The following is a 25752-nucleotide window of genomic DNA, read 5'->3' as shown; positions in this document are numbered from 1 at the left end:
GTCGATGGAGAGTCCGGGGCACGTTAGGCGGCGACCGTTACCCGGCCATTACCCCGAGGGCGCGGAGCGGAGGGTGCCGGGCCGCTTCACCGCCATGTCACAAAAGCGCCGGGCGGGAGGCCTGTTGCGCACGTCATACGCCGCGCAGGCTTCCGGCGGGCTCGAACCCCCGGGCCCTAGGAAGGGAGTTACCCCACTCATGCGCAGACCTGTAGCACAGGGCTCCGTGGCGCTGGCGCTGACCGCGCTCCTCGCCGCCGCGGGCACCGCACCCGCGACGGGATCGGACACCGAGGGCGAGGCGCGCCTGACGGCGCTGAACCCGTCGAAGTCAGCCGTCGCGGCCCACACGGTCCGCCTGATCACCGGTGACAGCGTGGTGGTCACCGGCACGGGCGATCAGCGGATCGTCACGTTCGCACCGGACGCGGACAGCCCCAGCGGCGTCGCCGAGATCCAGCAGTACGGCACCGACATCACCGTCATCCCCGAAGAGGTGCGGTCCCTGCTCGACGCGGGCGCACTCGACACGCGGCTCTTCGACATCGACGGGCTGATCGCCCAGGGATACGCCGACGGTGCGGATCTGCCCCTCATCGTGCGCCACGCCGAGGAGTCCGCTCCTCTCCCGGCCGGTGCCGAGCCGGTGCGGACGGTGGCGGCTCTCGACGCGACGGCCGCCGTGGTCGCCGCGCCGCGCACCGGCGCGTTCTGGAAGGGGCTGCGCTCCGCCGCGCGGGGCGCGACCGCGAAGAGGCTGGCCGGCGGTGTCGAGAAGGTGTGGCTCGACGGCAAGGTCAGGGCCACCCTGGCCGAGAGCGTCCCGCAGATCGGCGCCCCCGAAGCCTGGGCGAAGGGCTTCGACGGAAAGGGTGTGAAGGTCGCCGTCCTCGACACGGGCGTCGACGCCACCCATCCCGACCTGGCCGGACGGATCACCGAGGCCCGCAACTTCACCGAGACCGGCGACGCCGTCGACCACCACGGCCACGGCACCCATGTCGCGTCCACGGTCGGCGGAACCGGGGCCGCGTCGGGCGGGAGGAACAAGGGGGTCGCCCCGGGCGCGGACCTCATGGTCGGGAAGGTCCTCAACGACGCCGGCCAGGGCAGCGACTCGTCGGTCCTGGGCGGGATGGAGTGGGCCGCGCGCAACGGGGCCAAGGTCATCAGCATGAGCCTGGGGACCGCCGCGGCCACCGACGGCACCGACCCGCTCAGCACGGCCGTCAACGAGCTGACCGCCGAGACCGGGGCGCTCTTCGTCATCGCCGCGGGCAACACCGGGCCCGGCGCCACCACCATCGGCTCACCGGGCTCGGCCGACTCCGCGCTGACCGTCGCGGCCGTCGACAAGCAGGACAGGATCGCGTCGTTCTCCAGTAGGGGCCCCCGCCTCCGGGACAGCGCGCTGAAGCCCGACATCGCCGCCCCGGGGGTGAACATCGTCGCGGCACGCGCCGCGGGCACCACCATGGGCACCCCCGCCGACGCGCACTACACGGCGGCCAGCGGCACCTCGATGGCCACCCCGCACGTCGCGGGTGCTGCCGCCATCCTTGCCGGGGCGCACCCCGACTGGACGGCCGCCGACATCAAGGGCGCCCTCATGTCGGCCGCCGCCGTGGTCGGCTCCGGGGCCTTCGCGGAAGGCTCGGGCCGTACCGACGTGCCCGCCGCCCTGGAACAGACCGTGTGGGCGACCAATGCCTCCTTCGGCACGGTCGCGCCCCGCGGCGCGGCCGAACCGGTCACCCGGCAGATCACCTTCCACAACACCGCGGACCGGCCCGTCACGCTCGCCCTGACCGGCGCGCTCACGCTGGACGCGACCGGAGCGGTCGCGGAAGGCGCCCTCACGCTGGGGGCCGACACCGTGACCGTGCCGGCGCGCGGGAGCAGCGAGGTGGCGGTCACCGTCGCCCCCGACCTGGCCTCGGCGTACGGCACCTACACGGGCACGGTCACCGCGACCGGCGACGGAGTGACCGCGCACGCCACCGTGGCGCTCAACCGGCAGCAGCCCACGGTGAAACTGACCTTCAAGGGCGTGATGCCGGACGGCACCGCCCCGACGACGGGCACCTCGGCCTTCCTCTACGACCTGCGTGCCGACAGGGCCCCGACGTCGATCCGGCTCGGAGCGGGCGGTATCGGTTCCGCCCAGGTCCAGCCGGGCCGCTACACGATCGTGGGACACCTCCAGCAGGGCCAGGAGTACGTCTCCTTCGGGATACCCGACATCACCGTCGGCGACCAGGACATGAGCGTCACCGCCGACGGCCGCGACGCCGTACCCGTCAAGGCGACGACCCCCGAGCGCAGCGAACTGCGGAACCTGATCCTCGCCGTCGGCAGACGCTCCGCCGAGCAGAACTTCGGCGTCACCAGCACCATCGTGCTGGGCAGGGCCGGCGGCCACCAGTGGGCCATCCCGGCCTCGAAGCCGCGGGACGGAACGTTCGGCCTCACCACCAACTGGATCCTCCAGAGCCCGCCCGTCATCGCGAGGGCACAGCTCCGCTCCGGCATGCTCGACCTGGCCGCCGAGTCCTTCCTCGCGTCGGGCCGGTTCGACGGCACCCGCTCCTACGCCACCGTGGACGTCGGACACGGCTCGGCGGCCGAGCTGGCCGAGCACCCCGTCGGGGACAGGCTGGCCCTCTTCCGCGAGGGAGGGGAGGACATCTACACCGTCCTTCCACGGCTGATCGCCGCCGGCGCCGCCGCGGTGATGGTCGTCAACGAGATCGACGACCGGCAGGTCGGCACGTACCCGAGCACGGTCCCGGTCTTCGGTGTTCCCAAGAGCAGCGGTGACCGGGTCGCGGCTGCGCTGGCCGAGGGTCCGGTGACGGTCAAGCTGACCGTGGAGAGCCACCCCTCTTACGCCTACGGGCTGGTGCGCGGAACGGCCGACGGGATCGCCGCCGACCAGACGTACGCTCCCACGGCCTCGGAACTCGCCGGGATCAAGCTGAAGAACTACTCGCCCGCCGCCGACCCGGCAGCCCTCAAGGGCAGCCAGGACGGCTGGCTCGGGTACAGCGAGATCACCGGTCGCGGCTCCGGCGGCTTCGGCGCGCTCACCTTCGGCACCACGCAGCGCGTCTACGTCAACGCGAAGGACGCCAAGTGGCAGCGGGTCGCCGTGCCGCTCGGCAACGGTCCCGCGATGCTGGCCCCGCTCAAGCCGTACACGGCCGGAACGACCGTCACCGAAGAGTGGTTCAAGCCGGTGATGCGGGCAGCGACGCCGAGCACCGCAACCTCGCCCGACACCGGCATGCCCGCTTCGCGCAACGACGAGGGCATGCTCGTCCAGATCCCTGTGTGGGCCTCGGCAGCCGCCGGTTCCTGGGAGGGAGTGTCGATGCGACCCGGTGACACCAACGAGTTCCGGGCCTACCGCGACGGGCAGTTCCTGGGAGCCGCGCCGGTGGCCTACGCACGGATCACCGGACTTCCGGCGGCGAAGTCCTCGTACCGGTTCGAGCTCGACGCCAAGCGCACCGAGGCCTGGTGGGGCGTCAGTACCGAGGCCCACACCGCCTGGACCTTCGACTCGGCACAGCCCGCCGGCGTCGACTGGGAGACGCTGTCGCTCCTCGACGCCGACTACGTCCTGGACGGTGTCGCTCTTGACAGCACCGTCGACGCGGCCCGCACTCATCGCCTGGAGGTCACCTTCCGCAACCCCGGTGCACACTCGCGCCTCACCGGCGCGACGATCGGTGTCTCGTACGACGGCGGCAGCACCTGGACCACCCTGCGGAGCGACGTCACCGATCGCACGGCCACCGTCGGCATCAATCCTCCGCGCCACGCGGAGACCGTCTCGCTGCGCGTCCGGGGCACGAACGCCGCGGGCAGCACCCTCGACCAGACGGTCCTGAACGCGGTCCGGGTCGTGAACTGACCCACCACGTACGCCGACGGGCTGTAGCTCCCACTCTCGGCAGAGTGGGGGCCGCAGCCCGGACGCCGTACGGCCTCGACGTCCAGGTCACGCCTGGGGACGGCGCCGGGCAGGGTGTGATCCGGTACCGGGCCGGACGTGATCCACCCGTAACGCCCTGGCATGAATCGGGTCTCGTTAGGAGAAGGACCGATCGCTAGGATCCCTCACATGTCCATAGCCGCAGCGCAGTCCGGATCCGGGCCCGTCCCCCTCCGGATCCGACTGCTCGGCGGATTCCGCGTCAGCCGGGAGAACGGAGCGCCCGTCGCCGAGCGCTGGCGGCGCACCACCGGACGGACCCTGGTGAAACTCCTCGCGGTGGCACCGGAGCGTACCCGGCACCGCGAAGAGGTCATGGACGTCATGTGGCCCGAGGCCGCTCCGGCCACCGGGCTGCGCAACCTGCGCGTCGCCCTCCACGCCGCACGCCACGCCCTCGAACCCGAGCTGGCCCCCCGCGCCGGATCCGCCTACCTCCTCTCCGAAGGGGACCTGCTGAGGCTGGCACCCGACACGGTGCTGGTGGACGTCGAGGAGTGGGAGGCCGCCGCTCGCGAGGCGCTGCGTACCGGGAACCTCGACGCGATGTCCGTCGCGCGCGCCGCCCTGGGCCCCGAGCTCCTCCCCGAGGACCGGTACGAGGACTGGGTCCAAGCTCCCCGGACGGCACTGGGTCGGCTGCGCGACCATCTCACTTCGGGCCTCAGCGAACGGCTGATCGCCCAGGGGCAGCCCGAACAGGCCCTCCAGGTGTTGCGCGGCGCGGTCGAGGACGTGCCCACCGACGAGGCCAGGCATCTGCTGCTCGCGCGCACCTTCCTCGACACCGGGCAGCCGCGCCTCGCCGTCCAGCAGTACCACGCCTGCCGGGAGGCGCTCTCCGAGGAGCTGGGCGTGAGGCCCTCGGCCGAGTTCGAGGAACTGCACCGCTCGGCGCTCGCCGCCATCGCCCCGCGCCAACCCGTCCCGGTCGGCGTACGGCCCCAGCCGCTGCCCGCGGCGATACGGCAGCCCGCCCCATTGCCCCTGATCGGCCGTCAGCGGTCCCTGAATCTCCTCACCGAACACGCCACTTCTGCCACTGGCGGCGCGCTGGTGCTCGTCCGCGGCGAGGCGGGCATCGGCAAGACCCGGCTGGTCGCCGAGGCCGCCCGCAAGGCCGCCGGAAGCGGGGTCACCGTGCTGTGGGGCGCGGTCCACGAGGCAGAGGGGCAGACGCCCTACGGAGTGTTCGCCGAGGCGCTCGACAGCTATCTCGCCGCCTGCCCTCTGGACGAGCGCGCCGCTTTCGGTGCCGAACACCCCGCCCTCGCCGCCCTCCTTCCCAGCCTCGGGGCACCGCCGCCCGCCGTCGGAAGCCCCGAGGAGGAACGCGGCCGTCTCTTCCGCGCCGTGTCGGGGATGCTCACCGACCTCGCTGCCGTCCGCCCCGTCCTGGTCGTCCTCGACGACCTGCACAGCGTCGACCCCGGCTCGCTCAGCCTGCTGCACCACCTCGTCCGCACCGCTCACACCCGGCGCTGGCGGTTCATCGGCACCCGCCGCGACGAGCCCGCCACGACAGGCGGAGGAGAGGCCTATGCCCTGGACGCGTTCATCAGCCGCCGGATGGCCATCGAGATCGACCTGTTGCGGCTCGGCCGCGCACACTGTGACGAGCTCGCCACCCTCGCCACCCGTGACCAGTCGCCCGAAGGCCTACCCGCTGACGTCTCCCGCATCTTCGAACTCTCGCTCGGCAACCCTTTGTTCGCCTTGGAGCTCGCTGCCGGGCAGCCCGCCGAACGACGCGCGCACGGAATACGCACCGGCTCCGCCCCGGAGGAAGTCGAGATCCCCGACCGGATCAGAGGCCTCGTCGCCCAGCGCCTGGCACGCCTGCCCACAGACGCCCGCCGGGCTCTCTCCGCGCTCGCCGTCGCCGGGCGCGGCACGGTCGCCCTGGCCGAGCTGGAGCCGGTCGCGTCCCGCGGCATGCACCCGCCGCTGAGCGGCCCGGCCGTCGTCGCCGCGCTGGACGCCGCCGGCGAAGCGGGTCTGGTCGACGAACGTGACAGCGTCATCGCCGGCCGCCCCAGCCCCGGCTACGCCTTCCGGCACCCCCTGGTCCGCCTCGCCTGTGCGGACCAACTCGGCAAATCTGCGCGCCGGTTGCTGCATTCCGCTTACGCCGACGCCGTCCTGGGCGTACGGCCCGACGCGGTGGACACCGTCGCCTACCACCTCTCCCGCGCCGACGACGCCCGCGCCCCCGAGTTCCTCCGTCGTGCCGCACAGCGCGCCGCTGCCCTCTACGCCAACGACACCGCCTGCGGCTACTACGAGGAGCTGATCGCCAGGCTGGACGCCGAGGGCGACCCCACCGCGGCTCTCGTCCGCCTCGACCGGGCCGACGTGCTGCGCCGCGCCGCCCGCTACGGAGAGGCGGAGGACACCCTGCGCAGGGCCCGTCGAGAGCTGTTCGACGCCGGCGACAGGTCCGCTGCCCGACGTGCCACGGTGGCGCTCGCGGAGGTTCTCGGCCGGTCAGGGCGGCCCGAGGACGGCCTCGTCGCTCTCACCGAACTCGCCGCGACGGCCGCCACCGCAACCGCCGAAGAGCGCGCCTCCCTCTACGTCTCCACCGCGGCCCTCAGTTTCCACGCGGGCCGTCCCGTCGACGCCGCGCTCGCCGCAGACCGGGCAGAGGACGCCATGGCCCACCTGCCCGAACGGGTACGACTTCCGCTCCACGCACGGCTGCTCACCGTTCGTTCCGCCTCGCTGCTCGTGGCCGACCGCCCCCGCGACGCCCGGCTGACCGCAGGTCGGGCGCTGGAGGCGGCCACCCGGGCGGGCGATGTGGCCCTCCAGTCCAGCGCCCTGTCCGTGGTCGGTGAACTCGCCCGCAAGGAGGGACGGATGGAGGCGGCCCGCGACCTCGCCCGACAGGCCGTCGCCCTCACCCGGCGGACAGGAGACCCCTCCGTCCTCGCGTTCGACCAGAGCAACCTGGCAGGGGCCGAGCTCCTCGTCGGAGCCCACCAGAGGGCCGACGCGCTCGCCGAGTCCGCCGTGAAGCTCGCCCGCACCCTGGGATCCACCTGGTGCCTGCCCTACACCCTCGTCACCCTCGCCGAGATCCGGCTGCGCACCGGGCGCCTCGACGAGGCGGAAACCTCCCTCGCCGAGTGCGCCCGCGCCCTCGGCGACAGCGGAGATCCACAGGTCGGCGCGGGTATGCGACGGCTCGCGGCCGAGCTGGCCGAGCTGCGCACGGCCCGTGTCACCACTCCGTGATCACGGTAATCGCCGGGTAACGGCCCCTGGCTAGCTTCTCCCCGCGGGCCTCGTCTCGGACCGCGCAGTCCACTTCCGGACCGAACGCGGGGAGCCCCATGCATGCCACGACCGGTGCGGACGGCACCGTGACCGCCGTCGTCGACGCGGGTGGTGAGCCGTGGCATCGCGTACAGGCACTGCTCGAAAGACGCCTGGACGACCTGCCGCCGGAGAGCCTTCTCGAAGTGGTGACCGCCGACCGGCACGTGAGCGCCGCGCTCCCCGGCTGGTGCGCCGCCTCCGGCAGCACGCTCCTGGCCACCGAGAAGACCGCGGACACCACCTCGTTCCTGCTGCGCGTGCCTGCCGACACCGAACCGCACGTCGCTTCCATCCACCTTCCGGAGATCTCGTGAGACGCCGCTATCGCGCGCAACTGACCCTGGTACTCGCCACTTCCCTGCTCTGCGCGCAGCCGCTCGGAGCAGCTGCCACACCGACGCCCGAGACTACTGTCGCCACCCCGGCCCTGACCGAGGTTCCGGCCCGTTCCGCATCCGTCACCCTCATCACCGGTGACCGGATCACCGTGGCCACCGCCCCCGACGGGACGACGTCGTACACCGCCGTCCCGCCGGAGGGCGCGGCACCCGGCCGGATCCTCACCCGCAGCGACGACGGCGGCGACGCGTACTTCTATCCCAGTGACGTCATCGGCCAGGTCGGCACGGTCCTCGATCCCGAGCTCTTCAACGTCAGCGCGCTGATCCGCGACGGCTTCGACGACGCGCACCGCGACTCCCTGCCGCTGATCGTGCAGCACGCGGCCACCGCCGAGCCCGAGGCACTGAAGGCCGATGGACTGCTGCCGGCCAAGCGGAAGTTCGCCACCCTGCACGCCCGTACCGCCGTCCTCGACAAGAACGAGGCGGACCGGGTCGGCAGGGAACTCGCGGACGCGACCCCCGCCGCGGGCGGCACGGCGCCGCGCGTCCTCGGCGCCGACGCCGGCGAGCTCAAGGGCATCAGCCGCATCTGGCTCGACGGCAAGGTGAAGGCCGACGCCCTGGACCGCAACCTCACCCAGGTCGGCGCGGACAAGGCGTGGGCGGCCGGACGTACCGGCAAGGGTGTCAAGGTGGCGGTCCTCGACACGGGCGCCGACCAGACCCACCCCGACCTCGAAGGCCGCATCAGCGCCACCGCCGACTTCACCGGCAGCGGCGGCGTCCTGGACAAGGTGGGACACGGCACGCACGTCGCCGCCACCGTGGCGGGCAGCGGGACGGGTGCCCCAGGCGTTCGCTCCGGTGTGGCCTACGACGCCGATCTGATCGTCGGCAAGGTCCTCGGCGACGACGGATCCGGCTCCGACTCGCAGGTCATCGCGGGCATGGAGTGGGCGGTCGCGCAGGGCGCGAAGGTCGTCAACATGTCACTGGGCAGCGGCGCGACCAACGGCGCGGACGCGGTGACCACGGCCCTGGAGGGCCTGGCGACCGCCTCCGACACCCTCTTCGTGGTGTCCGCGGGCAACAAGGGCCCAGGCGTCTCCACGGTCTCGGCGCCCTCCATCGCCCCGCACGCCCTCTCCGTCGCCGCCGTCGACTTCATCGGCGGCACCGCGTCGTTCTCCTCGCGCGGCCCGTCCTTCAACGGCACCGTGAAGCCCGAGATCGCGGCCCCCGGCGTCAACGTCGTCGCCGCCCGCGCCACGGGCGTCGCCATCGGCACCATCCAGTCCGACCCCCGCTACACCGCCCTCTCGGGTACGTCGATGGCCGCCCCGCACGTGGCGGGAGCCGCCGCCGTGCTCGCCCAGGAACACCCCGACTGGTCGGCCGACCGGCTCAAGCACACCCTGATGTCCACGGCGACCGCACCGGCCGCGAACCAGGGCGTCCACGAGGTGGGCAGCGGCGTCATGAATCTCGACGCGGCGCTGAGGCAGACCGTCGTGGCCGACACCGGCGCGGTCGACTTCGGCAAGGCGGGGGCCGACGGCGGACCGATCACCCGCACCGTCGAACTGACCAACACCGGTGAGGCGGCGGCCACGCTCGACCTCGGCGCCACCCTGGCCACCGCCGGCGCGCAGACCCCGGCCGGCATGATCACTGTCTCCCCGTCCCACGTCGAACTCCCCGCCGGCGGTGCCACGAAGGCCACCCTCACCGTGAACGCCGACGGCACCCCGACCGGGGCGTACTCCGGGGCGCTCACGGCCACCGGCGGCACCGGCGGACTTCGGATACCGCTGGTCCTGGACCGGGCCAAGAACCTCACCGTCAGCAATCTCGACCGCGCCGGCAACCCCACCGCGGGCCAGGTGTCCCTACTGAACACGGACAACGGCAGCACGTACACCTTCCCCATCGGCACCGGCGGGACCGCGACCGTCCGGGTTCCCGACGGCCGCTACATCGGCCTCGCCTCCCTCTCCATGCGGACGGACGGGGTCAACCAGCTCGCCGTCGTCAGCGCCGACGTGGCGGCCGACCAGGACGCCGTCGTCTTCGACGCCCGCACCAGCCGGCCCTGGAACGCCTCCGTGAAGGGCCGCGACACCCGGCAGGAGTCCCTGACGGCCAACGTGCGGCGCGGCACCGACGACGGAAAGTACGCGCTGACCCGCACCATCGTGGTCGGCGGCGCCTACGGGGCCTTCGGCACCGACGCCCTGTGGATCACCCCCACCACCGACGCCCACCTCGGCACCGTCCTGTTCAACGAGCACTGGCGGCTCGCCGACGCCCGGAGCGACCACTACGCGGGTGACAGCTCCGCGCTGTACGACCTGGCGTTCACGGCCGACAACGTGCCCGCCGACCCCCGGCACGCCCTGACGGACCTGGACATCGAGAAGCTCGCGAAGGTGAGGACCACCCACCGAGGCATGAACGAGAGCCTCCGGTATCAGGAAGGCAGCACCCCGTACGGCACCGGCCTGACCGACCTGAACGTCACCTCTCCCTCCGGTCTCACCGTGCCTCGCTCCCGGGTCGAGTACATCACCGCGCAGGGCGTCGCCTGGCTGCGCTTCAGCTACCGCCGTGTCGCGAACGTGGTGATGGACTACACCCCCCAGAAGTTCACCTACACCCCGGGCCGTACCACCAGGGCCACCTACTTCGAGGGCCCCCTCTCGATGGCCGCCGGTGGACAGGTCACCGGCGCGCGGCTCCAGCTGGCGTTCAAGGACAGTGTCAACGCGGTCGGCCGGAGCGGCACGTACGGTGACTTCAACGTCCCCCAGCGCTGGTCCTCCACCACCCGCCTGTACCGCGACGGCGTCCTCGTCGCGGACAAGGGCAGCACGATCGACGAGACGTTCACGGACGCCGGCCCGGCCTCGTACGAGCTGACGCGCTCCTTCACCTCGCAGGGCGTCTTCCCCATGGGCGGAGAAGGGACCGCCACCTGGAAGTTCTCCGCGGGCGGCGGTGCGAGCACCGAGGCCACCCCGGTCGGGCTGCTGAACGCGACCTTCGACGCCCCGCTCGACGACCTCAACCGGGCCCGTCCCGGCCGCCTCCTCGACGTGACGGCACAGCTCACCGGCGCCCAGGGCCGGCTCGACGACGTCCGCGCCTGGGTCACCGCCGACGGCGGCGAGACCTGGACACCGACCCCGGCGCTCGGCGGCCACGGCGGGCGCTACCACGTGATGGCCCCGCCGTCCTCGCTGGTGTCCGGCGGATTCCTCGGGCTGCGGCTGACCGCGCGGGACAGCGCGGGCGGTTCGCTCGACCTGTCCCTTCCGCGGGCGATCCCCGTACGCTGACGCGCGCCGCGCCGGCGTCCCGGTCCTGATCGGGGCGCCGGTTTCGGCGTGTGTACGGGCGAGGCCTCTACGGGGAGGGAGTGTCGAACCCGGTGGACCCGGCCGCGGCACCGCCTCCGTCACGCGCGACCGCGATCCCCGCGCCCGCTAGGGTCACCGGGGAGCGTCGTCGCGCAGGAGCAGGGCGGCCAGGGCCAGGGCGTTTCCGCGGGGGGAGGCGATGTCGAGGCCGGTGAGCTCGGTGATTCTCGCCAGCCGGTTGTCCACGGTGTTGGGGTGCAACCCGAGCCGGTGCGCGGTGCTGCGCCGTTCGTGGCGGTGCTCGATGTGGACGCGCAGGGTCTCGATGAGTTCGGGCCGGGCGCCGAGGGGATCGAGGAGAGCGGCGATGCGGTCGCTGCTCTCGTCGTGTCGGGAGAGGTGGTACTCCAGCAGGACGTCGTCCATGCGGTGCACGCCGGCGGGTCGTCCGCAGGCGCGGGCGACCCGGACGATGTCGGTGGCGGTGCGTGCGGCGGTCGGCACGTCCCGGGGGGTGGCGGCGGTGACCGCGGCCACGCGGACGTCGTCTCCGCAGGCCTGCCGGAGCCGCACGGTCAGCTCCTCGCAGGCACGGACGCCGTCGGTGTCGTCCGGCCGCCGAGGGGCGATCACGTGTCCGCCGTCGGCGCCGAGCAGGGACGCGGCCCCCGCGTCGAAGGTGCGGTCCAGGACGGTCTGGACGCGGCGCGTCCGGCGGCGCTCCGCCACGGCCGAGGCATCGGGATCCCGCTCGCACGGAACATACAGGTGGACGACGAGGGTGGGGCCTTCGAGTCTCAGCTCCTCGAAGGCCCGCGCGGGGGGCAGGGAGCCGTCCAGCAGGCCCCGTACGAGGGACCGGTGGTGTTCGCGGCGTTCGGCGGCTAGCGCGGCCTGCTCGTCGAGGTAGGTCTCGGCGACGGCTCCGATGACGGCCTCGTGGCTGCGGAGGAGGAGGTCGACGAGTTCCAGGAGCGCGCCTTCCTCTCCGACCGCGGTCTCGTCCCTGAGGGCCTGCCAGAGCACGTGGACGGCGGTGGAGTGGCTGCGCAGCAGGGTGTGCAGGGGCATCCCCTCGTCGGCGCGCTGGGCGGCGCGTTCCCGGAAGAGGCGGTAGTCCCCGGCGTCGTTCCGCCCGTCGCGTACGCGGTGCAGGAAGAGGCGCAGCCCGTGCCGGACCGTCGCGGCGACCTCCACGTCCTTCACGTCGGTGGGGAGTTCGCTGTATCCGGGCAGCCGCTCGAACGATTCACGGGCCATGCGGCGGGCGAGCTCGTTGACGCGGCCCTCGCACCGGGCGGCGAGCGCCCGGGCCGCGGGCGAGAGGGCGGGACGGCCGTCGTCGGGTGCGGACGGCGGGGTGCTCGGCACCGATGCTCCTCCCGGGGAGATGTGACGGATCACAACACAGGGCGTGAACGACTGTGAAGGCTGCGGATATCCCCCCGCCAGCCTCCGACGCAGACTCTACAGACACCAGAGGGCCACACGGGAGGCGCGGGACGCGCTCCCCGGGGTGACGTGCGAGGAGCCGGAAACTATGACGGAACACAACTCCAGCGGTTACATGGAGTACGCGGACCGGGTCTGGCGCGGGGAGGAGTCTCTGCTGGCCCACTTCACGGGGGAGTTCGCCGGCGGCGGACTCGTGCGGGTCGCCGAGCGGACCGGCTTCTTCCCGGCCTTCGCGAACGTAGCGGTGTTCGACACTGGGGACGGGCTGGTGCTGGTCGATTCGGGCGACTTCCGTACGGCGTCCCAGCTGTACGACGCGGTGCGCAGCCGCTCCCGGGCGCCGGTGACCACCATGGTGTACACCCACGGTCACGTGGACCACGTCTTCGGTGTGGGCCCCTTCGACCAGGAGGCCGCCGACGCCGGCACGGCGCTCCCGGAAGTCGTCGCGCACGAGGCGGTGGCGGCCCGCTTCGACCGCTACCGGGAGACCGCCGGCTACAACACCTGGATCAACCGACGCCAGTTCGGCGTGCCCTCCCTGAACTGGCCGACGGAGTACCGCTACCCGGACACCACCTACCGCGACCGGCTGACCCTGCGCAGGGGAGAGCTGACCTTCGAGCTGGTGCACGCCCGCGGCGAGACGGACGACCACACCTACCTGTGGATCCCGGAGCTGAAGACCCTGTGCACCGGCGACCTGTTCATCTGGAACTCGCCCAACGCCGGCAACCCGCAGAAGGTGCAGCGCTACCCGGTGGAGTGGGCGGCCGCCTTGCGCGCCATGCAGGAGCTCGGCGCCGAGGTCCTGCTCCCCGGACACGGCGTGCCGATCCTCGGCGCCGGCCGCATCCGCCTGGCCCTCGGCGACACGGCGGAACTGCTCGAATCCCTGTGCACCCAGACCCGGGACCTGATGAATGCCGGCGCCCGCCTCGACGAGGTGCTGCACGGCGTGAAGGTCCCGCCCGGCCTGCTGGACAAGCCGTATCTGCACCCCGCGTACGACGAGCCGGAGTTCGTCGTACGGAACCTGTGGCGACTGTGGGGCGGCTGGTACGACCAGAACCCCGCCAACCTCAAGCCGGCCCCCGAAGCCGCGCTGGCCGCCGAACTCGCCGAGGCCGCCGGCGGCGCTCGGGCGCTCGCGGACCGGGCCGGGCGGCTGCTCGCCCGCGGCGAGCTGCGTCTCGCGACGCACCTGGCCGAGACCGCCGCGTTGGCCGCACCCACCGACCCCGACGTGGCCCGGATCCGGGCCGAGGTCTTCACCCGTCGGGCAGCGGCGGAGACCTCGACGATGGCGCGCGGCGTCTTCAACTGGGCCGCCGCGGAGTCCGCCGCCGTGGCGGAGGGCACCGACGTCGCCACCGAGCTGACACGCAGCGACGAAGGGCGGCGACGAGCCGCGGGCGTCATCAGCGTGGGCGTCGTCGACGACGACAGCTGCGGCTGCGCCGCCGCCATGGACGACATCGCAGAGCAAGGGGTGTGACCGTGGACGCAGCGACCGCGATGATGCGGGGCGCGAGCCCGACGGCCCCGAGGGCAGGTGGCCGGCAGGCATGGGCGACCACCTGGCTCCTGCTGGTCTTCATGCTGGTGAACTTCGCCGACAAGGCCGTCCTGGGGCTGGCCGGGCCGGAGATCATGAAGGAGTTCGGACTCACCCGCCAGGAGTTCGGCACGGCCCAGGCCGCGTTCTTCAGCCTCTTCTCGCTCTCCGCGCTGGGCGTCTCGTTCCTGACCCGCAAGGTGCGCACGTCGGTGCTGCTCCTGGTGATGGGCGTGCTGTGGGCCGCCGCCCAGCTGCCGATGCTCTGGGGTGGGGCGGGCTTCGCGACGCTGATCGCCACCAGGGTGTTGCTCGGCTTCGCCGAAGGGCCCTCGGCCCCGGTCGCGGTCCATCACGTCCACGGTTGGTTCGAGCAGCGTGAGCGCACGCTGCCGACGGCCATCCTCATGGTGGGCGCGGCGGCGGGGGTGGCGGTGGCGGCGCCCACCCTCGGTGCGGTGATCTCCCACTTCGGCTGGCGCTGGGCGTTCGGGGCGGCCGGGCTCGCGGGCCTGCTGTGGGTGGCGGTGTGGAGGGTCAAGGGCAAGGAGGGGCCGCTGGCCCCGCCGGTGGGCCGTGACGCGCGTTCTACGGAGGGGAGCTCGGGGGCCGCGGACGTACCGCTGCGCGCCGTCTTCCTCTCCGGCACTTTCGTCACGGCGGCACTGGGCGCGTTCGCCGCCTATTGGGTGATGAGCGCCAAACTCACCTGGCTGCCGGACTATCTCCAGACCGTGGTGGGCTGGGACCTCGACCGGGCCGCCGCCGCGGTCGGCGGGGGAGCCGTGGCCAACGGCGCGGTCCTCCTGGCGCACGGGTTGCTGGCCCGCCGAGCCGCTCTGCGCGGAACGGGCGGAAGGCTGCCGGCCGGTGCCGGCGCCGGTCTGCTCCTGGTGGCCTCGGCGGGCGCGGTGACCGTGTTCGCCACCGTCGACACGCTGTGGATCAAGGTCCCGATGATGTTCGGCCCGATGGCGGTCGCCCTGGTCATGATCACTGCCGCGCAGACGGCCATCGCCCGCATCACACCGCCCTCGCAGCGCGGCGTCGTCCTCGGCGCCCTGGTGGCGGTCTTCGCCCTCGGCGGCATCGTCTCGCCCCTGGTCCTCGGCCGGATCGTGGACAGCGCGGCGACGGCCACGGCCGGCTACGAGAACGGCTGGCTCGTCACGGCGGCCCTGTTGCTGTTCACCGGCCTCCTGGCGGCGTGCTTCATGCGCCCTGAAAGGGACGCCGAGCGGCTCGGCGTCCCGGAGTCACCGGGCGCAGCGGCCCCCGTCGTCCACTGAGGGCGCGCCCCGCCGGCCCGGCGCAGACCGCGACGGGGCGCTGGGGAAGTTCCGGATGCGCCCCGGAGACGAGTGTGGAAGTTTATGGCAAAACGTATTAAACGGGTGAGGAGATCGGTGTGCCGGAGTTGACCGTCGAGGAGGCGCGGAGCGCCGCGGCCGAGGGCTGGATCTGGGGATACGCGCTCCTGCAGAACTACCGGACGATGTATCCGCAGGCGGTCGACCCGGACGACCCCCGGTACGTGGGCGGGTTCGGGCGCTTCCGCCACTACTCGGAGCCGTTCACCCCGGCCAACACGGACGTCGTGACCCCGAACAACGACACCCCGTACTCGTGGGCGTGGCTGGACCTGAGGGCGGAGCCCCATGTGGTGTCGGTTCCGGCCGTGGACCGGTACTACGTCCTGCCCCTGCACGACCTGGACACCTCGTACGTCGGCTACATCGGCGCCCGCACGACCGGCTCGGAGGCGGGCGACTACCTGGTCGCCGGGCCCGGCTGGGACGGCGTGGTCCCCGAGGGCATCGCGGGCGTGCTGCGCGCCGAGACCTTCCTCGTCGGGATCTTGGGCCGTACGTATCTGGCCGGTCCCGACGACGTACCGGCCCTGCGGGAGATCCAGGAGCAGTACCGGCTGCGCCCGCTGTCGGAGTTCACCGGCACCACCCCGCCGCCGCCGGACGAGGAACCGGTCTGGCCCGTCTGGCGGGAGGAGGATCTCGACACCGTCGAGTTCTTCACCCTGCTGGACTTCCTGCTCCAGTTCTTCCCCGTCCTGGGCACCGAGCGGGAACTGCGCGGCCGGCTGGCCGCGCTCGGTGTGCGGGGCAGCGGGGAGTTCGAGCCCGCCGCGCTGAAGCCGGAGATCCGCGCCGCGATCCAGCAGGGCATCGAGGACGCCCAGGCCCGCCTGGAGGAGGCGAAGAAGGACGCGGTCGACTCCACCCACTGGTTCGGCACCCGCGCCGAGCACGGCACCGACTACCTGACCCGCGCGGTCGGCGTCGACAAGGGCCTCTACGGGCTGCCGGCGGCGGAGGCCTGGTACGCGGGCTGGGCCGGGGACGACCAGGGAAACCGGCCGCCGAACGCCTCCACGCACGACCACGTCATCCGTTTCGCCCCCGGGGAGCTGCCGCCGGCCCGCTACTTCTGGTCGGCGACGATGTACCGCCTGCCCGAGCGGCTCCTCGTCGCCAACGAGATCGACCGCTTCTCGATCGGCGACCGGACCCCGGGCCTCGTGTACGACGACGACGGCGGCCTGACCCTGTACGTAAGCAAGGGCCGCCCGGCCGATCCGAAGCAGGCGGCGAACTGGCTGCCCGCGCCCGACGGGCCCTTCACCATCGCCATCCGCGTGTACGGCCCCGACGCCTCCGTACTCGACGGCTCCTGGACCCTGCCCGCCCTGAGCGTCGAAGCCTGAGAGAGGACCCCGTCGTGCCCCACCGGACGGACAACCTGGCCGACTTGGCCGCAGACGCGTACGTCTACGGCTACCCCCTCGTCTTCGACGCATCGATGATCTCCGCCTTCATGCACAAGGGCTTCGGCTCGCTGCCTCCCACTCCCTTCAACCGGTTCGGCCACTCCACGAAACTGGCCACCCCGGACGCCCACTTCGTGTCCGTGAACAACGACACCGTCTACTCGATCGCTCAGGTCGACCTCTCCGGCGGCCCGGTCCTGCTCCACGTGCCGGACACCGCCGGCGCGTACTACGTCCTGCAGTTCGTGGACGTGTGGAGCAGCAACTTCGCGTACCTCGGACAGCGCGCCACCGGGACGGAGGAAGGCGACTGGCTCATCACTCCGCCCGGTTGGTCCGGCACCGCTCCCGACGGGGTACGCGGGGTGATCGACGCCCCGACCGCCGTGATCTCCATCGTCGGCCGCAACGCCTGCGACGGCCCTGAGGACATGCCCCGCGTGCAGGCCCTCCAACAACAGCTCACGCTCACCCCGCTCGACAAGACAGCCCACCGGACCGGTCTGCCGACCCCGGATCCCGATGCCCCCGAAGAGCTGCGCTTCTACGAGCAGCTGCGCGTGTGGATGGCTGACTTCCCACCCGCCGGGCCCGACCAGGACCACCAGGAACGCTTCCAGCCGCTGGGCCTCCTCGAAGAGGGACCCTCGCCGTACGTGAACGCCGAACCCGCCCTCGTCAAGGCCCTCACCGAGGGGCTCGCGACCGGCAAGGCGCGCGTCGAGGCAGCGGCGAATCCGCCCGCCGAAGGAGAACGTCCGCCGGGCGCCTGGGTGATGAACCCGCATCTGTTCGACTACAACCTCGACCACTTCGGCGTCGGAACCCTGGACACCCCGCAGTGGCGGATCGCCGACCGTGAGGCGTCCTACCTCGTCCGGGCCGGTGCGGCACGCTCCGCGCTGTGGGGCAACCATGGCTACGAAGCGGTGTACGCGCACACCTTCACCGACGCCGACGGCGAGCAGCTGAACGGATCCCGGTCCTACACCCTGCGCTTCGAAGAGCAGCCGCCCGTCGAGTCGTTCTGGTCGGTGACCATGTACGACACCCCCGACTACTACCTCGTCGAGAACCCGGTCGGCCGCTACTCGCTCGGCGACCGCACCCCCGGCCTCGTGTACGGCGAGGACGGATCCCTCACTGTCGTCATCCAGCGCGAGCGCCCCGAGGACCCGGCCGAGGCGGCGAACTGGCTGCCCGCTCCCGCCGGCGACTTCCGCCCCATGATCCGCCTCTACACGCCCGGCCCGTCCGTCCTCGACGGCACCTACAGGCTTCCGCCCATCACCGCAAGGAAGTGAGGTAGCGATGGGAGACGCCATCGGGGGGATGCTCGCCTCCGCGGTCGGCATCGCCATCAGCCCCCTTCCGCTGATCGCCGTGATCCTCATGCTGGCCACCCCGAAGGGCCGGCGCAACGGCGTCGCCTTCACGGCGGGCTGGGTGGTCTCGCTCGCGGCGCTCGTCACCATGGTCGTCCTCGCCGGCTCGGGCGGGGACGCCTCGGGCGGCGACGACGGGCCGGCCTCCTGGACGCTGTGGCTGAAGCTCGGCCTCGGGGTGCTGTTCCTGATCATGGGCGTCAAGCAGTGGAAGGACCGGCCCCGGGAGGGTCGGGCGGCCGAGCCGCCGGCCTGGATGAAGGCGATCGACACCTTCACCCCGGTCAAGTCGGCGGGACTCGCCGCCGCGCTCGCCGTCGCCAACCCCAAGAACCTGGTCCTGGCGGTCGGCGGCGCCGTCTCCATCGCCGCCAGTACCGCCTCGGCCGGCGGCAAGACGGTCGCCGCCGTCCTGATGGTGCTGATCGCGTCCCTGTGCACCCTGCTGCCGCTCGGCGTCTACCTCCTCGGTGGCGATGAGTCGGTGAAGGTGCTCGGTGAGTGGAAGGCATGGATGGCCGCCCACAACGCGGCCATCATGACCACGGTCCTGGTCGTCCTCGGCGCCAAGTACGTCGGCGACGCGGTGAGCGGTCTGGCGGGCTGAAGGTGCACGTTCCCGTTCGTCGGCTCCGGCGCCGTCTCGGCCGCCCGAAGCCCGCGGACGTGGGTTCCGGGCTGGTGACGGGGCTCTTCTCGATCCCGGAGGGCATGGCGTACGCGGCGATCGCCGGCTTCAACCCGGTCGCCGGACTCTACGCGGGCGTGGTTCCGGCGATCGTCGGCTCGCTGACCTCCCGGACCGTCCTCATGGTCACCACTCTGACCAGCGCACTCGCGCTGACCTCGCAGAGCGTGCTCTCGGACGCCGGCCTCGACCCGAAGGACGCGGGGAACGTCGCCACCCTGACCCTCATGGCGGGCGTGGTGATGCTCCTGATGGGCGTGCTGCGGCTGGGTGTGGTCATGAGCTTCGTCTCCAACGCAGTCATGACCGGCTTCTCCACCGGCATCGCCCTCCAGATCATCACCGGTGTCCTGAAGGACGCCACCGGCTACACACCGGAGGGTGACAACCGCCTCGTCCAACTCGGCGACTGGATCGCCCACATCGCCGACTGGCACCTCGCCGCGACCCTCGTGGCCGTCGCCACGATCGCCGTATGGGCGGCCACCCGTCTCGTACGACGCCTGGAACCGGTCGCCCTGCTCGTCGCCATGGTCGCCGCCTCCGTGGCCGTCGCCCTGCTCGGCACGAACGTCGAACTCGTCGGCGGCATCGCCCACATCCCCGCCGCCCTCCCCGGCCTCTCCGCACCCGACCCGTCCGCCGTGCCGCACCTGCTCGGCGGCGCGGTCGCGGTCGCGCTCGTCGGCCTCGCTCAAGCGGCGAGCATCGGCCCGTCCGTCCCCAACCCCGACGGCTCGAAGTCCTCCGTCAACGGCGACTTCGCCGCCCAGGGGCTCGCCAACCTCGCCGGCGGCCTCTTCCAGTCGCTGCCCTCCGGCGGCTCCCTGTCCCGCACCGGCGTCGCCGTCTCCGCCGGCGCCCGCACCCGCTGGGCGGGCATCCTCTCCGGCGTCCTGCTCGCCCTGATCGTCCTCGTCTGCGCCCCGCTCGCCGAACACATCCCCATGCCCGTCATCGGCGGCCTGATCCTCGTCGTCGGCGGCGAGCTGATCTGGGGCAAGCGCCACGACATCCGCCTGGTGCTCCGCACCTCCCGCCTGTCGTCGGCGGCGATGATCCTCACCTTCCTCGCCACCACGCAGCTCCCCCTGCAGCAGGCGATCGTCCTCGGCGCCGTCCTCTCCCTGTTCCTGTACTGCGTCCAGGCCGCCCGCCGCGCCCGCCTCGTCGCCCTCGTCCCCGACGACCGGGGCCGCTGGCGCCCCGACGACGTCCCGGAGCGCCTGCCGTCCGGGGAGGTCACCGTCCTCTACTACGACGGCGTCGGCTTCTTCGCCGAACTCCCCGGCATCGAGAAGTCGCTGCCGCCCACCGACGACGCCCGCGGCGCCGTGCTGATCCTGGCCATGCGGGGCGTCCCCGACGTGCCGTCGTCCACCATGACCAAGGTCCTTCGCCGCCACGCCCAGGACCTCCACCGGTCGGGCGGCCGGCTGATCCTCGCCGGCGTGGAACCGGGCCTCGCCCGCTCACTGAAGGCCGCCGGTCTCGACCGGGACCTCGGCCCGGGCGGCATCGTCCCGGCAGGAGGCGCCCTCTTCGACCCCCTCGACCAAGCCCTGTCCGGCGCGCGCGCCTGGATCGCTTCACCGGACCGAGCCCCCGGCCGGGACTGACAGGTGAGCGAGGTGCGCTGAGACACCTGTGAGCACTTACCAGGTGGGTAGCCCTCCCGAAGGAGGACACGCCCACTGGCGCCTTCGCCGGGCTCATGGGCCGTGGCCACCCTCGGGGAACCGCCCTGCCGAAGGCTGGGGGAGGGACCCCGGAACGCACCTGGAACACCTCGCGGCCGACTCCGCGCGGCAGTTCCTCCAGGATGCCGCCGACCGTCTGGGGCGCCCCTGCACGCGTACCGAGCCCACCGGACGAGTCGAGTGCGAGGTCGTCGCCGCGGCCGAGGGGTGTGACCTGCTGATCCTGGCCCGGGACGGCGACCGTGCCCACCTCGGACCGCACAGCCTCGGTCCCGCCGCACGCTTCGTCGTCGACCACGCCCCCTGCCCGGTGCCGCTCGTGTGGCCCGAACCGCCGCCGGGACCGCCCACTTCGCCTCCTCCTCTTCCGCGTCGTACCGGCTGACGGGCGACGAACCGCCAGCCGGCGGGGCCGGTCACGCGCCTTGCTTCCGCGCGAGGCCGGCCGCGAGCAGGAGGCTTGCTGTGGCCGACGTGGCCGACGTGGCCGACGTGGCCGACGTGGCCGACGTGGCCGACGTGGAAGGGGGCTGAGCGGGACTCAGCGATTGAAGGTCAACCGCGGTGCCGCGTTGCGGGCCAGCGAGTGGGCCTGGTCGGGCCACCAGGTGCCGGCCGGCGGGTCGACGATGCCGTACTCGGGGTCGATCGTGCCGCCGGTGTTGCGCGTGCAGCTGCCGTCGGACTCGCCGGGGATCTTGACCCACAGATAGGCGTCGACGAGCGGGACACCGGTGTCGGCGGTCGGGCGCGCGCCGAGGCCGCGGCCGGGCGCGTTGCACCAGATCTCAGGGTCGCCGGTGTACTTGCCGGGCTCCGGGGTCCAGGCGCCCAGACCGTTGCGGCTGGTGTCGATGACGAAGTGGTGCAGGGCGTCGTTCGGCGGGGTGCCCACGTTCTGGTCGAACCAGGCGTCGGTCCAGCGCCAGGTGGCCGGGTCGGCGGAGTCGACCGCGTTGCCCGGGGCGCCGTCGTTGGGCGCGGCGGGCGAGTAGTACTGGGTGGCGCACCAGTCGGTGTGCCCGCGGGCGTGCTCGGGTCCTTCGGTGGCGAACCACATGCACTTGGCTATCCAGCTGCCGTAGCGCGCGTTGTGATCGGTGGGGTGGGTGTTGGACACGTTGAGGGCGAAGCCGTCGCTGTCCTGGACACCGGCGTCGAGCAGTCGTCGCGCCATGTCGCCGACGGGCCGCCACAGGACGTTGCCCGCGTCGAGGTAGACCGCGGTGCGGGCCTTGGCCTTGATGGTCCTGACGGCGTACGCGAGGTCGGCGACGCGGGTCGCCGTGAGTTCGCCGGTCGGGTCCACGCCCGGCCCGCAGTCGCTCGGGAGGAGGGCCAGGCCGTCGGGCTCGACCACGACGACGGCCTTGCTGTCGCCGATGCCGGCGGCGAAGGCGTCGATCCACTGCCGGTAGGCGGCGGAGGACGCGGCGCCGCCGCTGGAGTACTGGGTGCAGTCCCGGCCCGGCACGTTGTAGGCGACCAGGACCGGCGTCCGGTTCACCAGCCGGGCCTCGCGGACGAGGCTTCTCACCTTGGTCCGGACCTCGTCGGGTGTGCCTTCGGTGAACCAATCGGCCTGCGGCCAGCTCGCGAGCCTGGCCATGTTCAGGGCGTTCGCGAAGTCGCCGTTCCCGAGGTCGGTGAGCGCCTGCTTGGCGGCCTTGCTGTGCGGGTCCACGTAGAACCTCGTGGCCGGGGTGAGCGCGTCCGCGACGGGTGCGGCCTGCGCCTGCGCCTGCGTCGCGATGAGGGCGGCGCAGGCCGCGAGCGCCGCGAGGGCGGCGGTCGTACGGCGCCGGAGGCTGCGTGGATTCATGGGGGCTCCTGGTCGGAGGGATGGGGCGAGGAGGGCCGGTGGTGCCTGTGGCCCGGTCGCGGGGGCGGCGGATACCGGGCCACAGGAGTCGGATGTCAGTAGCCGTAGATCATCTTGTAGGCGGCCTCCGGGAGGAACTGGCCGGCCGTGGAACCGGTTCCGACGCCACAGTTGCCGTCGGACTCGCCCGGGGCCTTGATCCACAGCAGCATCTCGGCGCCGCCGCCCAGCCGGGTGGGCGTGCCGATGCGGCGGCCGGCCGCGTTGCACCACTCGCCGTTGGAGCCGTTGCCGTTGCGGCTGGTGTCGACGACGAACGGCTTGGTGTAGCCGTAGCGGGCGACCAGTTCGCTGTTGACGGCGTTGCCGTAGGCGGTGTTCTGGGCGGTGGTGTAGTAGTTCGAGATGTTGAGGGAGAAGCCGTGCGCCTGTCGGAGCCCGGCTTCGTGGAGGCGCTGGGCCATCGTCGCCGCGCTCACCCAGCCGGGGTTGCCGGCGTCGAGATAGACCCAGGTGTTGGGGGCCTGGCGGTTGAACTCGGCGAGGGCGCCGCTGATCATGCCCTGGCGTTCGCGGATCTGGGTCTGGTTCAGGCAGCCGTAGTCCGCGAGGGAGTCGGGTTCGAGGACGACGACGGCCGGGCGGTTGGCGATTCCGCCGGCGAACTGCGCGATCCAGGTCGCGTAGGCGGAGGCCGACGAGGCTCCGCCTCCGGAGTGCCCGCCGCACGAGTCGCGGAGGTAGATGTTGTACGCGACCAGGACGGGCAGCTTGTCGTGGGAGTCCGCTGCGCCGACGTACGCGCCCGCCGCGGTGCCGATCGTGCCGCTCCAGGCGCCGAACCAGCGGGCCATGGGCGTGTTGGCGAGGGAGGTGTTGATCGCGGGGGATCGGCCGTCGCCGGGGTTGGCGGCGACCCACTTCCTCGCGCTGGAGTCCGGGTCCGTGTAGAACCCGCTGGTCATGGTGGTGGGATCCGCAGCGTGGGCGGACGGGGCGACGGCGAGCGCCAACGGCAGTGCGGAGAGGGCTGCGACGAGGGCGCGGATTCTGCGGCGCATGGCTGTACCTCGATTTCCTGACGGCGGACGCGTCGACCGCTCTCGTCCCGAGCGGTGCGACGCGGTGAGGAATTGCGGTGGTACGAAGTTCTCGGTGCGGCGGCTCACGGAGGCGGCGCACCGGCGGGGACACCAGCGCACTCCGGACGCACAGGAGCCAGTGGAAGCGCTCCCACTGGAAGCGTTCCCAGGCCACGATCTGTGGGGCCGAGGTGTGGCCGTATCGTGTGATGCGTCCATCGAGACTGTCAAGTGCGCCCACTTGAACAGCACTTCACAGGACGAGGGGAAGGGTTTACAGTCCTGAAACTGGAAGCGCTTCCAGCCTTCCAGGTGTTCAGATGGAGTGAGGAGGGCAGCTCATGGCGCAAGGTGTGCCGAACCGGCAGTCGACACTCGACGAGGTGGCCGAACTGGCCGGAGTCTCGCGATCGGTGGCCTCGCGTGTGCTCAACAACGCCCCGCACGTCAGCCGCGCGAAACGCGAGGCCGTCGCCCGGGCGGTCCTTCAACTCGGATACGTGCCGAATCCGACCGCCCGGGCGCTGGCGACCCGTCAGACCGGTGCGGCCGCCCTGGTCGTCTCGGGAGAGGATCCGTCGATCTTCGCGGACCCGTTCTTCGCTCAGGTGATCGTGGGTGCCTCGGCCGCGCTGGAGGAGGCCGAACTACACCTGATGCTGTGTCTGGCGGCCTCCGACCGGGGGCGCCGGCGCGTGGAGCAGCTTCTCCGGTCCAAGGGGGCCGACGGAGTGATGCTGATGGCGCTGCGCGAGGACGATCCGCTGGCCCGCATGGCGGAAGAGACGGAGATTCCCGTGGTGTTCGGCGGGCGCCCGGTCGGTTTGGACCCGCGTTGGTATGTGGACGTGGACAACCTCGGAGGAGCGCGCGCGGCGACCGAGTACCTGATCTCGCTCGGCCGGACCAGGGTCGTGACGATCTGCGGGCGGCTGGACACGGAGGTGGGGCGCGCCCGTTACCGCGGCTACCAGGACGCCATGCTGGCGGCCGGCCTCGAACCGTATCCGCCGGAAGCCGGTGACTTCACCGAGTCGAGCGGCGCGGCCGCCATGGCGGCGCTGTCGGCGCGGCACCCGGAGCTGGACGGAGTGTTCACCGCCAGCGACAACATGGGGGCCGGGGCGTTGCGCACACTGCGTGATGCCGGCCGCCGCGTCCCCGCCGACGTCGCCGTGATCGGCTTCGACGACCTGGCCGTGGCCAGGATCTCCGATCCGCCGCTGACCACGGTGCATCAGCCCGTAGAGGGTCTCGGTCGTGAGATGGCGCGCATGCTCGTCGCGCTCATCAACGGGCAGGCCCCCACCCCACTGATCCTCCCCACGCGTTTGGTCACCCGCGCCAGCGCCTGACGAACCGCCTCCCGACCGGGCCTGGCGTACGGCCCCGTGCTCCGGCCCGCGCTCTGCGTGCGCCCCCCTTCCCCGCTGGCCCGTGCGCCCTTCGGCGCTCACCCGCGCCCCGCGTACGGCCTGCCCCCTGCCAGCCGGCTTGACAGACCGTCAAGGTGGCGGCAGGGTTTCGACGCCACCTTTTGGGAGCGCTCCCACTCTGGGAAGGCGCGCCCGCGGCGTCGATCACCACGTCGAAGTCCGCGAGACCGGAGGCGCGGTCCCACGTCCGGTAGGCGGTGGCTCCGAAGCGACGGGAGAGATCGGCTCGGTCGGGGCTCGTACCGACGACGGGTCAGCTCGCTCGGGGAGAAGGCGCAGAGGAGCTGTACGGCGAGCAGCCCGAGGGCGCCGGAGCCGATGACGGCCACCCGTGAACCGGGCAGCGGGCGCGCCTTCAGGACAGCGGCGGCCGCGCAGGCGGCCGGCTCGAGGAACGCGGCGGCGGTGAGATCGGCGTCCGGCGCGAGGGTGTGCAGGAGACGAGCGGGGAGGACCCCCGGCGGCTCACAGGAAGCTGCCCTGGGCAGTGGTCGGAGTGGAACACATGGGGCGACTCCTGACGTTCGATATTTCGGTCGTCGTTCGAAATTGTGTCGCGACGATACGAAGCGTGGTGGGGCGTGTCAACGGGCCGCATTCTGCGGGGTCTTCTGTGTCGAACGGCCCTCAGCGGCTCTGTTAACGCTCACATCCTTGAGGCGGAACTCGATGCGCCGCGACTCGTCACTCCGCATCAAAAAAGGTAACGGCCGTACGAGCCCTTGAGTTACGAGTCTGTTAGCGCTCACAATGTGTCGCGTTCGGCAGCCCACCGGTCGTCGGGGGCCTAGGCGCACTCCGCCTCCGCCCAGCT

At 72.3% G+C, this 25752-nt stretch carries 14 protein-coding genes and 2 pseudogenes; 12 read left to right on the top strand and 4 right to left on the bottom strand.

Going from position 1 to position 25752, the window contains the following annotated elements:
• Positions 1-199 precede the first annotated feature (199 nt).
• From IF00_RS0101835 to IF00_RS42490, 4 genes are all read left to right on the top strand, one after another.
• Positions 200-3919: a S8 family serine peptidase gene (locus tag IF00_RS0101835; RefSeq protein ID WP_078944493.1), complete on the top strand. Its 3720-nt coding sequence runs from the start codon at positions 200-202 to the stop codon at positions 3917-3919.
• A 210-nt stretch (positions 3920-4129) separates the two neighbouring features.
• Positions 4130-7240, top strand: coding sequence for an ATP-binding protein (locus tag IF00_RS0101830; protein WP_051819613.1), 3111 nt, complete (start codon positions 4130-4132; stop codon positions 7238-7240).
• A gap of 98 nt (positions 7241-7338) precedes the next feature.
• Positions 7339-7638 carry a sulfurtransferase TusA family protein gene (locus IF00_RS45515; RefSeq protein WP_030313406.1) on the top strand — a complete coding sequence of 100 codons (300 nt, stop codon included), beginning with the start codon at positions 7339-7341 and terminating at the stop codon, positions 7636-7638.
• On the top strand, positions 7635-11006 hold the full coding sequence (locus tag IF00_RS42490; RefSeq protein WP_051819611.1) for a S8 family serine peptidase: 3372 nt from the start codon (positions 7635-7637) through the stop codon (positions 11004-11006). The genes IF00_RS45515 and IF00_RS42490 overlap by 4 nt, the downstream gene beginning before the upstream one ends.
• A 153-nt stretch (positions 11007-11159) precedes the next feature.
• On the opposite strand, the gene IF00_RS0101815 is transcribed toward IF00_RS42490, so the two are convergent.
• Positions 11160-12398, bottom strand: a complete 1239-nt coding sequence (locus IF00_RS0101815) for a PucR family transcriptional regulator (RefSeq protein WP_051819609.1) — start codon at positions 12396-12398, stop codon at positions 11160-11162.
• Positions 12399-12567: 169 nt separating this feature from the next.
• Here IF00_RS0101815 and IF00_RS0101810 point away from each other — a divergent pair, with 169 nt between their 5' ends.
• The 7 genes and pseudogenes from IF00_RS0101810 to IF00_RS46685 form a co-directional block, all read left to right on the top strand.
• Complete coding sequence (locus IF00_RS0101810; RefSeq protein WP_051819604.1) at positions 12568-13980, top strand: alkyl sulfatase dimerization domain-containing protein; 1413 nt, start codon at positions 12568-12570, stop codon at positions 13978-13980.
• A gap of 2 nt (positions 13981-13982) precedes the next feature.
• Complete coding sequence (locus IF00_RS0101805; RefSeq protein ID WP_158710418.1) at positions 13983-15329, top strand: MFS transporter; 1347 nt, start codon at positions 13983-13985, stop codon at positions 15327-15329.
• Positions 15330-15448: 119 nt separating this feature from the next.
• A complete protein-coding gene (locus tag IF00_RS0101800) occupies positions 15449-16762 on the top strand; it encodes a DUF1254 domain-containing protein (protein ID WP_051819602.1) in 1314 nt (437 codons plus the stop codon).
• A 14-nt stretch (positions 16763-16776) separates the two neighbouring features.
• Complete coding sequence (locus IF00_RS0101795; protein WP_030313394.1) at positions 16777-18129, top strand: DUF1254 domain-containing protein; 1353 nt, start codon at positions 16777-16779, stop codon at positions 18127-18129.
• Positions 18130-18136: 7 nt separating this feature from the next.
• Positions 18137-18817: a GAP family protein gene (locus IF00_RS0101790; protein WP_030313388.1), complete on the top strand. Its 681-nt coding sequence runs from the start codon at positions 18137-18139 to the stop codon at positions 18815-18817.
• A 59-nt stretch (positions 18818-18876) separates the two neighbouring features.
• Positions 18877-20517, top strand: a complete 1641-nt coding sequence (locus tag IF00_RS0101785; RefSeq protein ID WP_245234391.1) for a SulP family inorganic anion transporter — start codon at positions 18877-18879, stop codon at positions 20515-20517.
• Positions 20518-20594: 77 nt separating this feature from the next.
• Positions 20595-20983 (top strand): annotated as a pseudogene (locus IF00_RS46685) (universal stress protein); the annotation flags it as partial.
• 156 nt (positions 20984-21139) lie between these two features.
• Here IF00_RS46685 and IF00_RS0101775 read toward each other — a convergent pair.
• Entirely contained in the window at positions 21140-22420 is a 1281-nt protein-coding gene (locus IF00_RS0101775) for a glycoside hydrolase family 6 protein (RefSeq protein WP_030313382.1), read from the bottom strand.
• Positions 22421-22515: 95 nt separating this feature from the next.
• On the bottom strand, positions 22516-23481 hold the full coding sequence (locus IF00_RS0101770; protein WP_030313380.1) for a glycoside hydrolase family 6 protein: 966 nt from the start codon (positions 23479-23481) through the stop codon (positions 22516-22518).
• Positions 23482-23843: 362 nt separating this feature from the next.
• Here IF00_RS0101770 and IF00_RS0101765 point away from each other — a divergent pair, with 362 nt between their 5' ends.
• Entirely contained in the window at positions 23844-24857 is a 1014-nt protein-coding gene (locus IF00_RS0101765) for a LacI family DNA-binding transcriptional regulator (protein WP_030313378.1), read from the top strand.
• Here the strand turns inward: IF00_RS0101765 and IF00_RS47960 are convergent.
• Positions 24838-25396: pseudogene (locus IF00_RS47960) on the bottom strand (hypothetical protein); the annotation flags it as partial. The gene IF00_RS0101765 and the pseudogene IF00_RS47960 sit on opposite strands and share 20 nt — an antisense overlap.
• Positions 25397-25752: the final 356 nt, after the last annotated feature.

It is taken from the genome of Streptomyces flavochromogenes (assembly GCF_000717595.1).
GTDB classification, from domain to species: Bacteria; Actinomycetota; Actinomycetes; order Streptomycetales; family Streptomycetaceae; genus Streptomyces; species Streptomyces flavochromogenes.
This window is presented reverse-complemented; position numbering and strand designations above follow the sequence as displayed.

Bases quoted from the DNA above. Each gene is read 5' to 3' on its own strand.
- IF00_RS0101835 (WP_078944493.1), top strand. From the start codon at position 200: ATGCGCAGACCTGTAGCACAGGGCTCCGTGGCGCTGGCGCTGACCGCG.
- IF00_RS0101830 (WP_051819613.1), top strand. From the start codon at position 4,130: ATGTCCATAGCCGCAGCGCAGTCCGGATCCGGGCCCGTCCCCCTCCGG.
- IF00_RS0101810 (WP_051819604.1), top strand. From the start codon at position 12,568: ATGACGGAACACAACTCCAGCGGTTACATGGAGTACGCGGACCGGGTC.
- IF00_RS45515 (WP_030313406.1), top strand. From the start codon at position 7,339: ATGCATGCCACGACCGGTGCGGACGGCACCGTGACCGCCGTCGTCGAC.
- IF00_RS0101770 (WP_030313380.1), bottom strand. From the start codon at position 23,481: ATGCGCCGCAGAATCCGCGCCCTCGTCGCAGCCCTCTCCGCACTGCCG.
- IF00_RS0101765 (WP_030313378.1), top strand. From the start codon at position 23,844: ATGGCGCAAGGTGTGCCGAACCGGCAGTCGACACTCGACGAGGTGGCC.
- IF00_RS0101775 (WP_030313382.1), bottom strand. From the start codon at position 22,420: ATGAATCCACGCAGCCTCCGGCGCCGTACGACCGCCGCCCTCGCGGCG.
- IF00_RS0101790 (WP_030313388.1), top strand. From the start codon at position 18,137: ATGGGAGACGCCATCGGGGGGATGCTCGCCTCCGCGGTCGGCATCGCC.